The 12631-nt window shown below is 64.0% G+C and carries 15 protein-coding genes; 3 read left to right on the top strand and 12 right to left on the bottom strand.

Annotation, left to right across the window (positions count from 1 at the left end; all coding sequences use genetic code 11):
- Positions 1-12: 12 nt before the first annotated feature.
- Both rplM and zapE read right to left on the bottom strand, forming a co-directional pair.
- Complete coding sequence (gene rplM, locus GFD32_RS02295) at positions 13-441, bottom strand: 50S ribosomal protein L13 (protein WP_089686385.1); 429 nt, start codon at positions 439-441, stop codon at positions 13-15.
- Positions 442-703: 262 nt separating this feature from the next.
- Positions 704-1873 (bottom strand): cell division protein ZapE, encoded by a 1170-nt coding sequence (zapE, locus tag GFD32_RS02290; protein ID WP_163574918.1) that lies wholly within the window; start codon positions 1871-1873, stop codon positions 704-706.
- A gap of 168 nt (positions 1874-2041) precedes the next feature.
- Here zapE and GFD32_RS02285 point away from each other — a divergent pair, with 168 nt between their 5' ends.
- On the top strand, positions 2042-2491 hold the full coding sequence (locus tag GFD32_RS02285; protein WP_163574916.1) for a YhcB family protein: 450 nt from the start codon (positions 2042-2044) through the stop codon (positions 2489-2491).
- 19 nt (positions 2492-2510) lie between these two features.
- Here GFD32_RS02285 and GFD32_RS02280 read toward each other — a convergent pair whose 3' ends face one another.
- Positions 2511-3272, bottom strand: a complete 762-nt coding sequence (locus GFD32_RS02280; protein ID WP_163574914.1) for a Nif3-like dinuclear metal center hexameric protein — start codon at positions 3270-3272, stop codon at positions 2511-2513.
- Between the two features lie 109 nt (positions 3273-3381).
- Between GFD32_RS02280 and GFD32_RS02275 the strand changes: the two genes are divergently transcribed.
- Positions 3382-4602 carry a Do family serine endopeptidase gene (locus GFD32_RS02275; RefSeq protein WP_163574912.1) on the top strand — a complete coding sequence of 407 codons (1221 nt, stop codon included), beginning with the start codon at positions 3382-3384 and terminating at the stop codon, positions 4600-4602.
- A gap of 58 nt (positions 4603-4660) precedes the next feature.
- On the opposite strand, the gene hisD is transcribed toward GFD32_RS02275, so the two are convergent.
- From hisD to GFD32_RS02230, 9 genes are all read right to left on the bottom strand, one after another.
- Complete coding sequence (gene hisD / locus GFD32_RS02270; RefSeq protein WP_163574910.1) at positions 4661-5983, bottom strand: histidinol dehydrogenase; 1323 nt, start codon at positions 5981-5983, stop codon at positions 4661-4663.
- 58 nt (positions 5984-6041) lie between these two features.
- On the bottom strand, positions 6042-6698 hold the full coding sequence (gene hisG / locus GFD32_RS02265; protein ID WP_163574908.1) for an ATP phosphoribosyltransferase: 657 nt from the start codon (positions 6696-6698) through the stop codon (positions 6042-6044).
- Positions 6699-6731: 33 nt separating this feature from the next.
- Positions 6732-7994: a UDP-N-acetylglucosamine 1-carboxyvinyltransferase gene (murA, locus tag GFD32_RS02260; RefSeq protein ID WP_163574906.1), complete on the bottom strand. Its 1263-nt coding sequence runs from the start codon at positions 7992-7994 to the stop codon at positions 6732-6734.
- A 13-nt stretch (positions 7995-8007) separates the two neighbouring features.
- A complete protein-coding gene (locus tag GFD32_RS02255) occupies positions 8008-8277 on the bottom strand; it encodes a BolA family protein (protein ID WP_163574904.1) in 270 nt (89 codons plus the stop codon).
- Positions 8278-8413: 136 nt separating this feature from the next.
- A complete protein-coding gene (locus GFD32_RS02250; protein ID WP_163574902.1) occupies positions 8414-8749 on the bottom strand; it encodes an STAS domain-containing protein in 336 nt (111 codons plus the stop codon).
- The gene (locus GFD32_RS02245) at positions 8746-9405 is read right to left on the bottom strand and encodes an MlaC/ttg2D family ABC transporter substrate-binding protein (RefSeq protein ID WP_163574901.1); all 660 of its coding nucleotides are present in this window, start codon (positions 9403-9405) and stop codon (positions 8746-8748) included. The genes GFD32_RS02250 and GFD32_RS02245 overlap by 4 nt, the downstream gene beginning before the upstream one ends.
- Before the next feature lie 42 nt (positions 9406-9447).
- Positions 9448-9912, bottom strand: a complete 465-nt coding sequence (gene mlaD, locus GFD32_RS02240) for an outer membrane lipid asymmetry maintenance protein MlaD (protein WP_163574899.1) — start codon at positions 9910-9912, stop codon at positions 9448-9450.
- Positions 9913-9949: 37 nt separating this feature from the next.
- On the bottom strand, positions 9950-10732 hold the full coding sequence (mlaE, locus tag GFD32_RS02235; protein ID WP_163574897.1) for a lipid asymmetry maintenance ABC transporter permease subunit MlaE: 783 nt from the start codon (positions 10730-10732) through the stop codon (positions 9950-9952).
- Positions 10729-11541, bottom strand: a complete 813-nt coding sequence (locus GFD32_RS02230) for an ABC transporter ATP-binding protein (RefSeq protein WP_163574895.1) — start codon at positions 11539-11541, stop codon at positions 10729-10731. Before GFD32_RS02230 ends, mlaE begins: the two co-directional genes overlap by 4 nt.
- 124 nt (positions 11542-11665) lie before the next feature.
- On the opposite strand from GFD32_RS02230, the gene GFD32_RS02225 reads away from it, so the two are divergent.
- A complete protein-coding gene (locus GFD32_RS02225) occupies positions 11666-12613 on the top strand; it encodes a calcium/sodium antiporter (protein ID WP_163574893.1) in 948 nt (315 codons plus the stop codon).
- The last annotated feature ends 18 nt before the right edge of the window (positions 12614-12631 follow it).

Genomic DNA, 12631 nt, shown 5'->3' with positions numbered 1-12631 from the left:
GCGATGACCCCCTCAGATGTTCAATTCTTGCGGCTGCTGGGCGGCATGCGGGTGCTCGGCACCAGCGTAAACCTTCAGCTTGGAATACATGGCGCGCCCCAGGGGGCCCTTCGGCAGCATGCCCTTGACGGCAGACTCGATGACGCGCTCCGGCGCATGAGCGATCATCTGCTCGAAGCTCATGGAACGCAGACCACCCGGATAGCCGGTGTGGCGGTAATAGTTCTTGGCCCGGGCCTTGTTGCCGGTCACCTGAACCTTTTCGGCATTGACCACGACGATGTAGTCACCGGTATCGACATGGGGGGTGAACTCGGGCTTGTGCTTGCCACGCAGGCGACGAGCGATCTCGGTGGCCAGTCGGCCGAGCGTCTTGTCCGTGGCATCAACGACGTACCAGTCGCGCTGCACGGACTGCGGTTTGGCAGTGAACGTCTTCATGGATGAAAGCACCACATTGGATGTATTGGATCCAGCCGCCGGCGCTGCCGGCATGGGATCGTCCCTATTTTTCTTGGTTGTCCGCCCGCAGGCGAAACAACGGTCGAGCGAGCGCGCATTCTACACGAGCGGCCACCGCCAAGGCAATGCTGGAAGCTGGAAGGCAGCATGGTGACACCAACCCTGACGTCACAAGGTTTTCTTCCAGCTCAAGCCCGCGCAGCGGGCGCTCTTCCCGCTTCATGCTCCCGGCGAAGCCGGGTCAGGGCTTGTGCGGCAAGGCCAGGTATTCCCGGGACTGCATCTCCCGCAGACGTGACAATGTGCGCTTGAATTCGAAGGCAAGACGCCCCTCGGCATACAACTGGTCCACGGGCACCTCCGCCGACATCAACAGCTTCACGCCGCGATCGTAGAACTCATCGACCAAGTTGATGAAGCGCCGTGCCTGGTCGTCGGTGGCCCCGCTCATGCCCGGCACGTTCGAGACCAGCACGCTGTGATACTCGCGGGCCAGCTCGATGTAGTCGTTCTGACTACGGGGCCCATCGCACAGTTCGTGGAACTCGAACCATACGACGTCATCGTGCAGGCGGCGCGCATGCAGCACCCGGTGGTTGATCTCGATGGCCACGTCGGACTCGCCTTCGTGCCCGGCAATCTCGCGAAAGCTGCGCGCTAGCTCCGTCTCGGCCGAGGCGTCGAGTGGCGCATGGTAGATTTCGGCGCGCTCGAGCGCACGCAGCCGATAGTCGATACCCGAATCGACGTTGACCACTTCGCAGTGCCGTTTGAGCAGATCGATGGCGGGCAGGAAGCGCGCCCGTTGCAGGCCGTCCTTGTAGAGTTCGTCGGGTACGATGTTGGATGTCGCCACCAGCACCACCCCTCTCTCGAACAAGGCCTCGAGGAGGTTGGCCAGGATCATGGCATCGGTGATGTCCTTGACGAAGAACTCATCGAAACAGATCACGCGGGCTTCGGCGGCGAACTTGCCGGCAACGAGGGTGAGCGGATTCCTCTCTCCCTTGTAGTGATCGAGGTCGTTGTGGACGCGCTGCATGAAACGATGGAAGTGAGTGCGCATCTTGTCCGGAAAAGGCAGCGCCTCGTAAAAGGTGTCAACCAGATAGGTCTTGCCACGGCCCACTCCCCCCCAGAAATAGAGGCCTCGAATCGATGGCAGAACCGGCTCCTCCCGCACCTTGTCGCCACGACCGAACAACCCCGCCACCTTCGACTTGAGGCCCTTGCCACTGGGCGTGTCGCGTGGCCCCGGGCGCGGGCTGGCAACGAGTTCGTCGTAGAGCCGCTGCAAATGTGCGACGGCGCGCTCCTGGGCTGGATCGTACTGAAAATCTTCCCGTTCGAGGTCAGCTCGGTAGCACTCCAGCGGTGTCGCAACGCCCTGAGCAGTCTCGGTATCGCGCATGACGGTTCCTGGTTCGGCGTGATCGCTTGGGTATGAAGGCAGCCATTATACGCATCCCAGCCACCCGGCGCAGGAAGACTTCTGGCGCGTTGACCCCGAGACCACCGGCACCTCTATAATGGGCACGCACGTCGGCCCACCACCCAGTCACGCGCACCGAACGGAGAGATGCAAGTGGAATACGGCAACATCAACTGGATTCTGGCCTTCGCCTGCCTGGTGGCTGGCGGCGGCTTCGGCGCGATGGGGTATCACCTGGCCGGCGGCGGCGCCAACCGGCGTCAGCGTCTTCGCCGACAGCTGGCCGAGCGTGAACGGGAACTGACTCAGCTGCGCGAACGACTCAGCGAACACTTCACTGAAGTCACCTCGCTGGTCAACCGGTTGCAGCGGGAATCTCAGGCTCTGGAGCAACGTTTGGCGGACGACGCGGCCGCCCTTGGCGAGAAGGCACCGGCTGAACGTCGAGGGCTGGAGGCGATCGCTGACGATACCGCGGCCCCTACCGTCCCCACTCCGCGTGACTATGCCGACGGCCGCGGCGGCACCCTCTCCGAGGACTTCGGCCTCAAGCCCAGCACGGAGTCTGCTGCGGAGCCGCAGCCCCCACGCTACTGACCTCGGCGCCCGGTGTCACCTAGGCGGGATTGTCGATATCGACGAAGCGATGTTCGACACCGAATTCCCGCGCTAGCCAATCGCCCAGCGCCTTGACGCCATAGCGTTCGGTAGCGTGGTGGCCGGCCGCCAGATAGTGGATACCCAGCTCGCGTGCCAGGTGCGTCGTGCGCTCGGAAATCTCCCCCGACAGGAAGGCATCCGCTCCTGCCTCCCAGGCCTGAACGATCATGTCCTGGGCGCCCCCGGTACACCAGGCAAGACGCTGAATATCGCTGCGCTCCGGCGCTTCGATCAGCAACGGGGCGCGTGACAAGGCGCTATCCACGCGCCCGGCCAGCTCTCGAGCGCCACAGGGTTCCGGTAGGCTGCCCAGCCAAACCAGCCCTTCGCCCAGCTCGCCATCGGCACATCCCTCGACCACGACACCGAGACGGCGAGCCAACTGCGCATTGTTACCGAGCTCGGCATGGGCGTCGAGCGGCAGATGGTAGGCCAGCAGATTGATGTCATTGACCAGCAGCGTTCGCAGCCGACGCCGCTTCATGCCGGTGACGGCCACCGGCTCGTTCTTCCAGAAATAGCCGTGATGAACCAGCAGCAGATCCGCGCGCCACGCCACGGCCGCATCGAGCAGCGCCTGGCAGGCAGTCACCCCAGTCATCACCCGGGCAACGTCTTCCCGGCCGGCGACCTGTAGACCATTGAGCGTATAGTCCTTGAAGTGCGATGCATCGAGCAGCGTATCGCAGGCAGCGACCAGTTGGTCTCGGGCAATCATTCGGGCCTCCGGACAGCGAATGGGTGGCAGTGATACACTATTGCACGCCATTTTGATTGTCACGACTGCACGGAACTCATCGCCCCCCTACCGATCAGGATAGCGCCGCATGCGTCGACCCTTCTCTGCCTATGTCTGGCCCGTCATCACTGGAATATTGCTGGCCATCGTGTTGCTGAACACCTTTCCGCAACTGCTAGAGCGCTCGTCGACACCCCGCGTATCGTCCTCGCCCGTGGAAGCCCCCACCGCTGCACCAGAGAGCGAGCCGGCTCCCCGCCCCACCCCTGAAGTGCGTCAGGCGGCACCGCTCAGTCGTGAACAGGGCCCCGCCAGCTACGCCACTGCCGTGGAAAACGCCGCACCCGCGGTGGTCAACATCTACTCCTCGCGCGTGGTCGAACGCGAAGAACACCCCCTGATGTCCGATCCGTTCTTCCGGCAGTTCTTCGGTGACGAACTGCCGAGCCAACAGCGCCTGCTCTCCAGTCTCGGCTCCGGAGTCATCGTCAGCGAGGATGGCTACGTGCTCACCAACCACCATGTGATCGACGGCGCCGACGAGATACAGGTGGCGCTGCGTGACGGCCGTGAGACCCTGGCCGAGGTGGTCGGGACCGACCCGGAAAGCGACCTTGCCGTGCTGCGCATCGACGTCGACGACCTGCCCGTGATCTCGCTGGCCAATAGCCAAGACGTTGCTGTCGGCGACGTGGCGTTGGCGATCGGCAACCCTTTCGGAGTCGGCCAGACCGTCACCATGGGCATCATCAGCGCCACCGGCCGCAGCCATCTGGGACTCAATGCCTACGAGGACTTCATTCAGACCGACGCCGCCATCAATCCAGGCAACTCAGGGGGGGCTCTGGTCAACGCCGATGGAGCCCTGGTCGGGATCAATACGGCGATCTTCTCCCGCTCGGGGGGCTCCCAGGGGGTCGGCTTCGCCATTCCCACCCGGCTGGCCAGCAGCATCCTCGATGACTTGGTGACGAAGGGGCGTGTCATTCGCGGCTGGCTCGGCATCGAGGCGCAGGAGATGACGCCGGAGCTCGCCGCGTCCTTCGGCCTCAATGCGCCAGAGGGGGTGGTGATTGCCGGCGTCGTTCCCGATGGTCCGGCCGACCGTGCCAATCTGCGGCCCGGGGACGTCCTGCTGGAGGTGGATGGACGCCCCATCCTCGATGCCCGCATCGCGATGAGCGATATCGCCGCCATCGAACCCGGTGCCGAACTACCGCTGACCGTGGTACGCGGCGGCGAAACGCTCTCCGTAACCCTGGAGGTCGGTGAACGCCCGACTCCTCAACGGCGCCAGCCCTTGCGCTGAGCGCACCTTCATCCTTTCCCAGAGCCGGAGAACACGCCAAGGCACCGGCTGCACCTGACTATTTGCGGATACGATACTCCGCCGAACGCGCATGAGCGGTCAGCGCTTCGCCGCGGGCCAGCACCGATGCCGTCTCTCCCAGGGTAGAGGCACCTGCTGCCGAACAGTGGATGAGCGAAGAACGCTTCTGGAAATCGGGGACACCCAGCGGCGACGAAAACCGTGCCGTGCCGGAAGTGGGCAGCACATGGTTAGGTCCGGCGCAGTAATCTCCAAGCGCCTCGGCAGTATAACGCCCCATGAATATGGCACCGGCATGACGGACCCCGGGCAACCAGGTCTCGGGATCGGCCACGGAGAGTTCCAGATGCTCGGGGGCGACGCGATTGACCAGTGCCAGTGCCTCTTCCCGATCGCGACAGCGAATCAGTGCACCACGACGCGACAGTGACTGTCGCACGATCTCGGCCCGCTCCAGCGTCGGCAACAGCCGCCCGATGGCCTCCTCGACGCCATCGAGGTGCGCCCCGTCCCAACTCACCAGAATCGCCTGTGCATCCTCGTCGTGCTCGGCCTGGGAGAAGAGGTCCATGGCCAGCCAATCCACGGCGGTCTCGCCATCGGACACCACCAGGATTTCCGAAGGACCGGCAATCATGTCGATGCCGACCTGACCGAACACCGCACGCTTGGCGGTAGCCACATAGATGTTGCCCGGACCCACGATCTTGTCGACTCGCGGCACCGTCTGCGTGCCGTAGGCGAGCGCCGCCACGGCCTGGGCACCCCCCAGGGCGAACACCCGATCCACGCCAGCGAGGTGGGCTGCCGCCAGCACCAGCTCGTTGAGCACGCCATCCGGCATGGGCACCACCATGATGATCTCTCCAACCCCGGCAACGTGAGCGGGAATGGCGTTCATCAGCACCGACGAGGGGTAGGCCGCCTTGCCACCCGGCACGTAGATGCCGGCACGATCGAGTGGAACGACCTGCTGGCCGAGCACGGTGCCGTCAGCTTCCGTATAATGCCAGGACTCGGGTTTCTGGTGTTCATGATAGGTACGGATACGCTCGGCAGCCCGCGACAGCGCTTCCCGCTGAGCCTCGGGCAGGCCTGTAAAAGCCTCTGCCAGCCGCTGGGCAGGAATCGTCAGCTCCGCCATGTTCGACACCGACACTCGGTCGAAGCGATTGGTGGCCTCGATCAGGGCCGCATCGCCACGCTCCTGCACGTCACGCAGGATCGCCTCGACGCGCTGCTGCACGTCGGTATTGGAGACGCCCTCCCAGGCCAGCAGCGCGTCGAGGCGAGTGTCGAAGTCGTCGTCGTCCGTGGCCAGCCGATTGATGCCGAAGAACGTATCTTGGGATTCGCTCATGCTGTCGCCAAGCCTCCTACTCAGAAAAAGTCGAAAAGCGCCCGGTCACTCAGTCGGCTCAAGCCGATACGTCGGCGGCATGACGCTGCTGCACCGCCGCCTCCAAACGAGCGAGCAGCGGCTTGATGCGCACGTGCTTCATGGTCATGGAGGCCTGATTGACCACTAGCCGAGTGCTGATCGGCGCGATCAGCTCACGCGGCGACATGCCGTTGGCACGCAGGGTGTTGCCGGTATCGACGATGTCGACGATCTCATCGGCGAGGTTCATCAGCGGCGCCAGCTCCAGGGCGCCGTACAGTTTGATCACCTCTGCCTGAATCCCCTGCTCGGCATAGTAGCGGCGTGCCACGTTGACGAACTTGGTCGCCACCCGACGCCGAGCCCGGGCCGGCTGGCTACCGTCGATGCCCGCCGTCATCAGCTTGCAGCGAGCGATCTCCAGATCGAGGGGTTCGTAGAGTCCCTCGGCACCGTGCTCCAACAACACGTCCTTGCCCGCCACCCCCAGGTCGGCAGCGCCCAACTGCACGTAAGTCGGCACGTCGGTGGCACGGATCACCACCAGCTTGACGTCGGGAAGATTGGTGTCGAAGAGCAGTTTGCGGCTCTTGCCGAGATCCTCGCCGGGCACGATGCCGGCATCGGCCAGCAAGGGCAGGGTTTCGTCGAGAATGCGCCCCTTGGAGAGGGCCAGAATCAGTTGCTTGCTCATGATTTCGCCTTGCCGGGATAGCGATGGTGGAACTCAGCCGGGCACGCGCCGTATGCGAGCCCCCAGCAGTTGCAGCTTCTCTTCGATGCATTCGTAGCCACGGTCGATGTGATAGATGCGATCCACCTGCGTCTCGCCATCGGCCTTCATGGCTGCCACCACCAGCGATGCCGAGGCGCGCAGATCGGTAGCCATGACCGGTGCCCCGGACAACCGCTCGACCCCCTCGATCACCGCGGTATTGCCTTCCAGGGCGATCTTGGCTCCCATGCGATTGAGCTCCTGAACGTGCATGAAGCGATTCTCGAAGATCGTCTCGACCACCCGAGCGGTCCCCTCGGCCACGGCATTGAGCGCCACGAACTGCGCCTGCATGTCGGTGGGAAAGGCGGGATAGGGCGCCGTACGCACATTGACCGCCCGGGGACGCCGCCCATGCATGTCCAGCGCAATCCACCCATCGCCGCTGGTCACCTCGGCGCCGGCCTCCTCGAGCTTGGCGAGCACCGCTTCGAGGATGTCCGCGCGGGTATTGCGCACCCGTACGCGACCCCGCGACAGTGCCGCCGCCACAAGAAACGTCCCGGTCTCGATGCGATCGGGCATGACATCGTGCTCGGCACCATGCAGGCGCTCGACGCCTTCGACGACGATGGTGTCGGTGCCATGGCCGCGTATCTTGGCCCCCATCTTGATCAGGCATTCGGCCAGGTCGACCACCTCCGGCTCGCGGGCGGCATTCTCCAGCACGGTGGTTCCGGCAGCCAGCGTCGCCGCCATCAACAGATTCTCGGTCCCGGTCACCGTGACGGTATCGAAGAAAATCGTCGCGCCTCTTAGCCGCCCATCGACGCGAGCACGGATGTAACCGCCCTCGACACGAATGTCGGCCCCCATCGCCTCGAGGCCGCGGATGTGCAGATCCACCGGCCGCGAGCCGATGGCACAGCCTCCCGGCAGCGACACGTCGGCATGACCGAAGTGCGCGAGCAGCGGACCGAGCACCAGGATCGAAGCGCGCATCTTCTTCACCAGCTCGTAGGGAGCATGGCAATAGCGCACCTGGGAGCCATCGAGCTGGATGCTCATCTTCTCACCCATCACCGGCTCCACGCCCATGCGACCGAGCAACTCGAGGGTCGTGGTAATGTCCTGCAGGTGTGGCAAATTGCCCACCGTCACCGGCTCGTCGGCCAGCAGCGTCGCGCAGAGGATGGGCAGGGCCGCGTTCTTGGCGCCGCTGGCCCAGACTTCTCCCTCGACGGCACCATTGCCGGTAATGATCAACTTGTCCATGGCGACTCGGCCGTCAGGCGTCCTGGTTGCGGGATTCGGGGTTCTCGGCAGCGCCCTGCCACTGCGTCGGGGTGTAGGTCTTGATGCTCACGGCATGCACGGCCCCGGAAGCGATCTCGTCGGCCAGCGCCGAATAGATCAGTTGCTGGCGCTTGACCGGCGAGAGCCCGTCGAAGACCTCGCCGACGGCAATGACCTGGAAATTGCAGCCTTCGCCCTGGATATGGAAGTCACACTCTTCGATACGAGTCTCGAGTAGCGCCTTGACGTCACTGGGTTGCATGGAAGCCGGAACTCCTGTGGTTGGGCCTGTCATCGACGAGGACACGACCGTCGCCCAGGAAGCCGACGTGTCGCGATCAGGGAAAACCTACATGGTAATGAAAAGCGGCGCGCTTGGCGATGCCGATGCCAGCGGCTCAGTACGCTTCGGCATCCAACGGCAACAGGGCATCCAGCCCCGCCACGCGGGTCAGGCTCGTCAGCGCCGAAGAGAGCCGTACGCGCTGGATGGTGATACCCGACGCTCGGGCACGGCGGGTCCACTCGAGAAGCACGCTCAGCGCCGCACTGCTGACCCGCTCGACCCCGGAGAGATCGAGAGTCACGCCAGCATCGGCCGACTGTTTCTCGAGCCAGTCGCTGCCTGCCCGGGCAAGCCTGGCGGCAACGTCGAAGTCTACGTCACCGCTCACGCACAGCACTCCGCCGTCCGCCTCGAGGCACACGCCGTCCTGCTGGAGGAGACGACTCATGCGCCGCCGCCCTCCTCGAGCTCGTCGACGTCAAGCTCCGGTGCCCAGGCGTCGATCACCGCACCGTAGTCGCGACCGTGGTCACGCATGGCCTGGTCGAACTGATTGCGAAACGTCAGCCCCAGATTGATGCCATTGACGATGACGTTGACCACTTTCCACTGGCCATCCGTGAGACGCAGCGTATAGCTCACCGGATAGATCGTACCGTCGGTGGCGACCACTTCCATGGACACGCTGGCCTGATCCTCATGACGAGGGGGCTGCTGGGTGTCGAGTACGCGCAGCTCTGCATAATCGAAAGTCACCAGCCCCTTGGCATACGTGTCGATGAGAGTCTGGCGAAACGTATCGACGAAGCGTGAACGCTGCTGGGGCGTGGCATTGCGGAAATAGCGCCCCATCACGCTGGCACCGATATAACGAAAGTCGGCGATGTCGTCGAGACTGTCGTCGACCAGCGCTTCCAGCTCATCCATGTTGTCGGCAAAGTAGTCACGGCGACCGTCGATCTGGCTTACCAACTCATCGATGCTGCCGCGGATCACCTGCTCGGGACTACGCTCGGGCTCGGCCTGGACGGGCAACGCCAGCAGTACGACGAGAACCGGCCAGAACCGGCGGAACAGGGCAAAAACAGCAGGCTTCAGGCTCATGGCAGACGTCCTCGGCACAGGAAAAAGAACAGATGGGCCACGCTAGTTGGTGGCCATGTTGGACACGAACTGCTGGATGAGTTCCTCGAGCACCACCGCCGACTGGGTGTCGCGTATGGCATCACCATCGGCGAGGGTTTCCGGATCGCCACCCACGGAAAGACCGATGTACTGCTCGCCCAGCAAGCCGGCCGTGAGAATCGCGGCCGTGGTATCTCGCGACAGCTGCCCCTCGAGCTCCCCATCGAGTTCCAGAACGACCCGAGCATCGTACCACTCGGTGTCCAGGTCGATCTCGGTGACCCGTCCTACCGTCACGCCAGCCATGGTCACCCGGGCCCGCGGCTTGAGGCTGCCGATATTGGCGAAATTGGCCTCCAGGCGAAAGGTATCACCGGGCGCAGTGAAGGTCAGGCCGCTGACGCGCACCCCGAGGAACACCAGGCCCAGGATGCCGGCCAGCATGAAAATGCCGACCCCAAGCTCCATCGTCTTGCTGCGCTTCATCCCGCTTCTCCGAACGTCAATGCCATGTCTCCAGGTATCAGGAAAGGCCGCCGAACATCACGGCGGTGAGCACGAAATCCAACCCGAGCACCACCAGCGAGGAGTAGACCACGGTGCGCGTCGTGGCCCGCGATATGCCCTCGGAGGTGGGAATCAGGTCGTAGCCCTGGAACACCGCGATCCATGTCACCACCAGCGCAAAGACCAGGCTCTTGACCATGCCATTACCGATATCGGCCCAGAAGTCCACGCTGGACTGCATGTTGCCCCAGAACGACCCCTCGAAGACGCCCAGCCATTCCACTCCTACCAGGTAACCGCCGCCGATGCCCACCACGCTGAACCCCACGGTCAACAACGGCAAGGCCACGAACCCCGCCCACAGGCGCGGCGCCACGACCCGACGCAACGGGTCGACGCCGATCATCTCCATGCTGGTGAGCTGCTCGGTGGCCTTCATCAGTCCGATCTCGGCGGTCAGTGCCGAGCCGGCCCGACCGGCGAAGAGCAGCGCCGCCACCACCGGCGACAGCTCGCGCAGCAACGATAGCGCCACCATCTGCCCCAACGCTTGCTCGGCACCGAAATCGACCAGGATGGTGTAGCCCTGCAACGCCAGCACCATGCCGATGAACAGCCCCGACACCAACACGATGGCCAGCGAAAGCACGCCCACGAAGTGCATCTGACGCAGCCACAGGTGCCAGCCCTCCCGCGAGGGTACGCCGATCGAGGACTGCACCAGGAAAAAGCCGGCACGGCCCAGCGTCTCCAGGCTATCGCAGCCACGTCGACCGAATTGCTGCAGGCGCGCCATCATCGCTGCACCCCCGTGGCCAGAATATCGGTGAAGAAGTCGACCGCCGGATAATGAAAAGGTACCGGTCCATCGGGCTCACCGTGCACGAACTGACTGACGCGCGGGTCATCGTCGACGTCGAGCGAGGCCGGAGAGCCATGAGCCATGACTTCGCCATCGGCGATCACGTAAACGTAGTCGGCGATGGAAAGGGTTTCCTTGATGTCGTGGGAAACCACGATGGCAGTGAGGCCCAACGCCTGGTTGAGTCGCTTGATCAGCTGCACCAGCACTCCCATGGAGATCGGGTCCTGACCGACGAAGGGCTCATCGTAGAGAACCAGCTCCGGGTCCAGGGCAATCGCACGGGCCAGCGCCACTCGTCTCGCCATGCCACCGGACAGCTCAGCGGGCGTCAACGTACGTGCCCCGCGCAGCCCCACGGCCTCGAGCTTCATCAACGCCACGTCACGAATCATGGCATCGGGCAAATCGGTATGCACGCGCAATGGAAAGGCCACATTCTCGTAGACATCGAGGTCCGAAAACAGCGCACCGCTCTGAAACAACATCCCCATACGCCGACGCATCGCGAAAAGCGCCTTGCGCGATAGCGCATGGACATCGTGCCCATCGATCAGCACCTGCCCGGAATCCGGCTCCAGTTGACCGCCGATCAGCTTGAGCAGCGTCGTTTTGCCGGTACCGCTCGGCCCCATGACGGCAGTGATCTTGCCGCGCGGAATCTGCAGGTCGACGCCGCGAAAGATCGACATATCGCCGCGCGAGAAGTGCAAATTCTTGACCACTACCAAGGGGGAGTCACTCATCGGCCGATTCCCGAAAAAATTATCGAACATCGTATCTTAACTCACTGCGACGACGCCAGTGCACTCTTGCACCGCACTTGCACAACACGTTTAATGGCCCCCTTCTCAGCCATCGCCCGATACCATGTTCTTGCCACTGATTCTGGTTCTTGCCGGCCTCGTCGGCCTGCTGTGGAGCGCCGACCGTTTCGTCGGCGCCGCCGCCGCGACGGCATGCCGTGCCGGCGTCAGCACTCTGCTGGTCGGCATGACCGTGGTCTCCATCGGCACCTCGGCCCCCGAGATCGCCGTATCCTTCATGGCCGCCGCCGACGGTACGCCCGACCTCGCCGTGGGCAACGCCCTGGGCTCGAATATCGCCAACATCGGCCTGGTGCTCGGCATCACGGCCTTGGTGGTACCGGTCCCCGTCCCCTTTTCCATGGTACGCCGGGAACTGCCGCTGCTGCTGGGTGCCACCGGGCTTGCCGGCTACGCACTGGCCAACGGCCACCTCGATCGTCTCGACGGCACCTTGCTGGTGCTGCTGCTGATCTTCAGCCTGTGGTGGCTGATCCGCGCCGACACCCCGGACGTGCACTCCGACGACTCCATTCCCGGCATGCCGTTGGGTCAAGCTCTGATGTGGCTGGCGGCCACTCTGGCCATCATGCTGGTCAGCTCTCGCGCCCTCGTTTGGGGTGCCAGCGAACTGGCCCGCGGGCTGGGCATCAGCGAACTGGTGATCGGGCTGACCGTGGTCGCCATCGGCACCAGTCTGCCGGAACTGGCGGCCTGCATCGTCAGCGCACTGAAGCGCCAGCATGGCCTGGTCATCGGCAACGTCATCGGCTCCAATCTGTTCAACATGCTGGCCGTGGTGCCGATCCCCGCCCTGCTGGCTCCTGGAGCCAGCGACCCGGCCGCCGGGGGGCGCGATTATCCGGTGATGCTGGCCCTGACGCTGGGCCTCAGCGCACTGCTGCTGTGGCAGCGTCGCGGCCACGTCGGCCGCCTGGCAGGTGCCGCCCTGTTGGCAAGTTACCTCATCTACCTGGCCTGGCTCGGCATGTCCGGCACCACGCCCACTTGAGTGAAACCCTGCAACGGG

It is taken from the genome of Halomonas faecis (assembly GCF_010993975.1).
Lineage (GTDB): Bacteria > Pseudomonadota > Gammaproteobacteria > Pseudomonadales > Halomonadaceae > Halomonas > Halomonas faecis.
Note: the sequence above shows the minus strand (reverse complement) of the source record. Positions and strands in the feature narration are given on the sequence as shown.

Excerpts from the sequence above, each read along its gene's own strand:
- rplM (WP_089686385.1), bottom strand. The coding sequence starts at position 441 with ATGAAGACGTTCACTGCCAAACCGCAGTCCGTGCAGCGCGACTGGTAC.
- zapE (WP_163574918.1), bottom strand. The coding sequence starts at position 1,873 with ATGCGCGATACCGAGACTGCTCAGGGCGTTGCGACACCGCTGGAGTGC.
- GFD32_RS02285 (WP_163574916.1), top strand. The coding sequence starts at position 2,042 with ATGCAAGTGGAATACGGCAACATCAACTGGATTCTGGCCTTCGCCTGC.
- GFD32_RS02280 (WP_163574914.1), bottom strand. The coding sequence starts at position 3,272 with ATGATTGCCCGAGACCAACTGGTCGCTGCCTGCGATACGCTGCTCGAT.
- GFD32_RS02275 (WP_163574912.1), top strand. The coding sequence starts at position 3,382 with ATGCGTCGACCCTTCTCTGCCTATGTCTGGCCCGTCATCACTGGAATA.
- hisD (WP_163574910.1), bottom strand. The coding sequence starts at position 5,983 with ATGAGCGAATCCCAAGATACGTTCTTCGGCATCAATCGGCTGGCCACG.
- hisG (WP_163574908.1), bottom strand. The coding sequence starts at position 6,698 with ATGAGCAAGCAACTGATTCTGGCCCTCTCCAAGGGGCGCATTCTCGAC.
- murA (WP_163574906.1), bottom strand. The coding sequence starts at position 7,994 with ATGGACAAGTTGATCATTACCGGCAATGGTGCCGTCGAGGGAGAAGTC.
- GFD32_RS02255 (WP_163574904.1), bottom strand. The coding sequence starts at position 8,277 with ATGCAACCCAGTGACGTCAAGGCGCTACTCGAGACTCGTATCGAAGAG.
- GFD32_RS02250 (WP_163574902.1), bottom strand. The coding sequence starts at position 8,749 with ATGAGTCGTCTCCTCCAGCAGGACGGCGTGTGCCTCGAGGCGGACGGC.
- GFD32_RS02245 (WP_163574901.1), bottom strand. The coding sequence starts at position 9,405 with ATGAGCCTGAAGCCTGCTGTTTTTGCCCTGTTCCGCCGGTTCTGGCCG.
- mlaD (WP_163574899.1), bottom strand. The coding sequence starts at position 9,912 with ATGAAGCGCAGCAAGACGATGGAGCTTGGGGTCGGCATTTTCATGCTG.
- mlaE (WP_163574897.1), bottom strand. The coding sequence starts at position 10,732 with ATGATGGCGCGCCTGCAGCAATTCGGTCGACGTGGCTGCGATAGCCTG.
- GFD32_RS02230 (WP_163574895.1), bottom strand. The coding sequence starts at position 11,541 with ATGAGTGACTCCCCCTTGGTAGTGGTCAAGAATTTGCACTTCTCGCGC.
- GFD32_RS02225 (WP_163574893.1), top strand. The coding sequence starts at position 11,666 with ATGTTCTTGCCACTGATTCTGGTTCTTGCCGGCCTCGTCGGCCTGCTG.